Here is a 3,970-nt window from a genome sequence, read left to right as displayed (position 1 = left end):
TGGGAAATGGATAAATCTCCCCGAATGGATGGCTTTTTCGCCTTAAGCCAAGAGCCTTCCCCCTCTATTGATGAGATTCAGCAATTGAAAGCTCTTTTACCCTCATATATAACGTCATCCGTCCAACCTCAAAAGTTGTTGAAAATAAATGCTACTCTCTCTTGGTTATCTGAAATTTTAACCCACCCAGCCAGCTCTCCTTTGGAAGTGGTAAAAAAGATCGAAAACTCTGCTATCATAACCACATCCAATTACTACTGCCAGCTTTCACCTGAAACCCATACACCCTTTAGAAAAACAATCTACTTGTTAAAATATGAAAGAGCATCATGGAAACCAATAGGGAAATTCCTGGTCGAAAAGGCCAATAATGGCCCCTTAATTATTGTGTCCAAAAAAGAGGAAGAAGCTCCATGAACTTCGTTAGCTCCGTCGGCAGCAAATACCTTATTACGGCCACGGATAAAATAGCCAAGAAAATCAGAGCAAGAATTATTTTTACAGGAAAGCCTAACATAAATATGTTCATCTGCGGAACCATCTTGGCCACAAAGCCTAAACCTATCTCCGTCAGGAGCAAAACGCCGAAGTACGGTAAAGCTACCTTCATCGATAATAAAAACAATTCCTTAATCCATGCTGTGATACCGTTTAGGGAAAACAAGGTGAATACGGGGCTCCCAATAGGAATTATGGACACACTTTCCACTACACCCTGCGTAGCCAGAATATGGCCTCCAAAGTAAAACCAAAACCACGTCCCTATGAGGTACTTCATCTGCCCCACAACTGACGATTTTTGTTCAGACATAGGATCCATAACTTCTGCCATGGCAAAACCCATTTGTTGGCTGATGAACCGACCAGCCATTTTAAGGGCATAAAGGGGGCTTGATGCCAGAACCCCTAATATTATCCCGACAAGCAGCTCCCCCAATGCACTGAAAGCGAAAGTAAAACTTGAAGCCAATATAGCAGTATCGAAATAGCCTTGCCCAAAAGCAGGGTAAGCTGCCACAGCCAACGCCAGAGAAAGATAATACCTGACCACAACAGGCATGCTCGCCTCCGAGAAAAAAAGAAGCGAACTTAACACACCAAGGAACCTAAGGGAAGCCAAAAAAAGAAAAAGAACAAAGGGCAAAAATTCGATCATCCCACCCCTTTTCTACTTTACAAAACTTTCCAGATTGCCAAATATATCCGAAGCCAACTTCAGAATAGGCGCAAAAAGTGTATGTCCAAAAAACAGCGCTGTTAAAAGGACCACTAATATCTTAGGGACAAAAGAAAGGGTCTGTTCTTGGATGGACGTAGCAGTCTGCAAAATACCCACAGCCAATCCCACTATGGTAGCTGCCAAAAGTATAGGCAAGGCTCCTCCAATCGCAGTCCATATAGCGTTACTAAACAAAGAACCTAAGGAACCATCCATAAGACAAAAGCCTCCCTCACTTGAAGCTCTTTACTAGGCTAACTATTACCAAATCCCAACCATTGGCAAGGACAAAAAGCAATACCTTAAAGGGAAGAGAAACAAGCATTGGAGGTAGCATTATCATTCCCATGGACATAAGGATACTTGAAACTATCATATCTATAACCAGAAAGGGAACAAACAACACTACGCCCATCTGAAAGGCCGTCTTCAACTCGCTGAGCATGAAAGCCGGAAGCAAGACTAGGGTAGGAACATCTTCTGGAGACTCGGGCCTTTCCATGTCCGCCAAAGATACCATGAGAGACAGCTCCTTCTCCCTTGTCTGGCTCAACATGAAAGCCCTAACGGGCTTCAACGTCCTCTCAAGGGCTTCCTGTGTCGTGATTGCCCCATTCTGCAAAGGCTGATAAGCCTCCTTGTAAACCTCCTCCCATACAGGCCTCATTATGAAAAGTGTAAGAAATATGGCCAACGTTACTATCACTTGGTTGGGAGGAAGCTGCTGTACTCCCATAGCGTTTCGCAAAAAACCCAAAACGACAAGTATCCTGGTGAAACTGGTCACCATCAAAGCCAAAGCCGGCGCCAAACTTAAAAGGGTAACGAGCAGAAAAACCTGCATGGTCAAGGGGAGGTCCTGCTGGTTACCATTAACGTTTAAAGACACAGATGGAAGGACAGGTCTAGCAACTTCCTGGGCCTGTGCCACCTCAGCAGAAAGGCAAAACATAAACATAAAAAGCAATAAAAAACATATCTTTCTTCGGCTTATCATCCTTATCCTTTTTCGCCTCCCTACGCCCTGCAACTACCTAAACCCAAGGACAAGGTACAATTTCGCTCCTTCTGCCTCCCCCAAAAGAGGTATTGTATAGTACTTCATGTCCTCACTTTCAGATGGAATGGATTTTAAATTTTCCCCCGCAAACATCTGAGGTGGCGTAATGTCAACATGTTTACTATAGCTCTTCCCTAACTCCTGAAGGGCAGAGCCACAGATCATATTCGCCAACTCACCTAATGCGCTCATTGAAACAGGATCATCTGTGGAAGGGCTCTGGATCATCCCTCCCGACATAGTCTTTATGATGTAGTCAAAGGCCTTCTTGTTTATTAAAAGAGTAACTGACCCCTTGAAATCCTCCCCTATGACACCAATCAAAGCTGCCGCACTGGCAGATTCGGATTTAATACCTGGAACTATGGACTCCTTTTTAATTTTCAAATTGAACCCCAATCCCTTGGACACTTTGACTGTAGAGACGGCAAAAGCCTGGACCATTACGGATAGCAGCTTTAAATCTCTCATATTTTCACCTCTTTTTCTTTCCTAAACAAAGCAAACATCAATATCCACTTAAGCACATATTTGTTTTCGTCCGTTTTGCCTATATAATTTACTGTAATAATTGTACTTATCCAAGACTCTATTTTTACTATGCACGCAAAAGGGGCGATTTTTGTGGCATATTTGATAATCAACGTAAGAGTGTCAGACTTAAAGCCAGGACAAACAATAGGGGAAACTATATATGACCCGCATGGTAGACCTCTTTTATGTAAGGGGGTCACATTAACACCTTCCCACATAGCGCGGCTCATGGTAAGGGACTACATCGAATACGTGAAGATACAGATACCATACGACGAAAGCTCAAAAGGTATTATAAAACCGGCAGAACCATTAAAAAACATTTCCCCTGCGATACACAAAAAATTAGGAAGGTTCTTCCAAAAAGCAAGGAACATAGACCGCCTCGAAGATACAACTGTAGAAGAATTAAGCAAAGATATCCATCCACTTATAGAAACAATTTTCAACACCGAACCTTCCATATTGGACAATCTTCAGATGCTTTCGGGACATGACGACCACACTCACGAACACTCATGGACTGTCATGCTAATATCCCTCTCAATACTGCGCTCTGCAGAAATAATGGGCATCATAAGGCCAACAGACCAGGACAAGCACGATCTTGCGCTGGGATCCGTACTCCATGACATAGGAAAAACAAAAGTCCCTTTGAAGATTTTAAACAAACCAGGGAAACTGACTCCAGAAGAGTGGGTCATCATGCAAAAACATCCAACCTTTGGTTATCATATGGTGAAAAACACTCCCAATCTCATGCCTGTAGCTAAAGCCATGGTAGCTCATCACCATAGATTCCTTGATGGAACTGGCTACAGCGCAGAGGGAGTTCAAGAGTTAGAAACAATTCCCAACCATGTCAGAATAGTCACTATAGCAGATATTTATGATGCCATAGTATCTGAAAGGCCATATCACGTAGCCGCCTTACCTTACCATGCTCTTAAAATACTTTTTCAAGGTGCTGACAAACGATTTGATAAACGATTCGTTCAAGCCCTTAGCAACGCCGTTGCCCCATTCCCAAACGGGTGCTTCTTGCTGTACAAAGGCGGCGTTTTAGGCCAGGTCGAAGAAGTGCCGCCTAAAAGGAAGGATAACCCCCTCATCAGAATAATAGCCACTTTTTCTGAGGCTTATACAAACCTTCTCAA

The 3,970-nt window shown here is 43.2% G+C and carries 6 protein-coding genes; 2 read left to right on the top strand and 4 right to left on the bottom strand.

Annotated elements, in window-relative coordinates; all coding sequences use genetic code 11:
* Positions 1-417 (top strand): hypothetical protein (locus H0Z23_RS08605; protein ID WP_296869037.1); only part of this gene is annotated, 417 nt, incomplete at its 5' end.
* Here the strand turns inward: H0Z23_RS08605 and H0Z23_RS08600 are convergent.
* The 4 genes from H0Z23_RS08600 to H0Z23_RS08585 all read right to left on the bottom strand — a co-directional run bounded on the left by H0Z23_RS08600 (position 383) and on the right by H0Z23_RS08585 (position 2,750).
* Positions 383-1,156, bottom strand: a complete 774-nt coding sequence (locus H0Z23_RS08600; RefSeq protein WP_296869036.1) for a flagellar biosynthetic protein FliR — start codon at positions 1,154-1,156, stop codon at positions 383-385. The genes H0Z23_RS08605 and H0Z23_RS08600 overlap by 35 nt on opposite strands.
* A gap of 12 nt (positions 1,157-1,168) precedes the next feature.
* Complete coding sequence (locus tag H0Z23_RS08595) at positions 1,169-1,435, bottom strand: flagellar biosynthetic protein FliQ (RefSeq protein WP_296869035.1); 267 nt, start codon at positions 1,433-1,435, stop codon at positions 1,169-1,171.
* Positions 1,436-1,451: 16 nt separating this feature from the next.
* Positions 1,452-2,177, bottom strand: coding sequence for a flagellar type III secretion system pore protein FliP (gene fliP / locus H0Z23_RS08590; protein ID WP_296869034.1), 726 nt, complete (start codon positions 2,175-2,177; stop codon positions 1,452-1,454).
* A 72-nt stretch (positions 2,178-2,249) separates the two neighbouring features.
* Complete coding sequence (locus H0Z23_RS08585; protein ID WP_296869033.1) at positions 2,250-2,750, bottom strand: chemotaxis protein CheX; 501 nt, start codon at positions 2,748-2,750, stop codon at positions 2,250-2,252.
* A 153-nt stretch (positions 2,751-2,903) separates the two neighbouring features.
* On the opposite strand from H0Z23_RS08585, the gene H0Z23_RS08580 reads away from it, so the two are divergent.
* The coding region (locus tag H0Z23_RS08580) for an HD domain-containing phosphohydrolase (RefSeq protein WP_296869032.1) at positions 2,904-3,970 on the top strand (1,067 nt) is incomplete at its 3' end.

It is taken from the genome of Thermovirga sp., assembly GCF_017656375.1.
GTDB lineage: Bacteria > Synergistota > Synergistia > Synergistales > Thermovirgaceae > Thermovirga.
This window is presented reverse-complemented; position numbering and strand designations above follow the sequence as displayed.

Coding starts and splice junctions, on each gene's coding strand:
- H0Z23_RS08600 (WP_296869036.1), bottom strand. CDS start 1,156: ATGATCGAATTTTTGCCCTTTGTTCTTTTTCTTTTTTTGGCTTCCCTT.
- fliP (WP_296869034.1), bottom strand. CDS start 2,177: ATGTTTATGTTTTGCCTTTCTGCTGAGGTGGCACAGGCCCAGGAAGTT.
- H0Z23_RS08585 (WP_296869033.1), bottom strand. CDS start 2,750: ATGAGAGATTTAAAGCTGCTATCCGTAATGGTCCAGGCTTTTGCCGTC.
- H0Z23_RS08595 (WP_296869035.1), bottom strand. CDS start 1,435: ATGGATGGTTCCTTAGGTTCTTTGTTTAGTAACGCTATATGGACTGCG.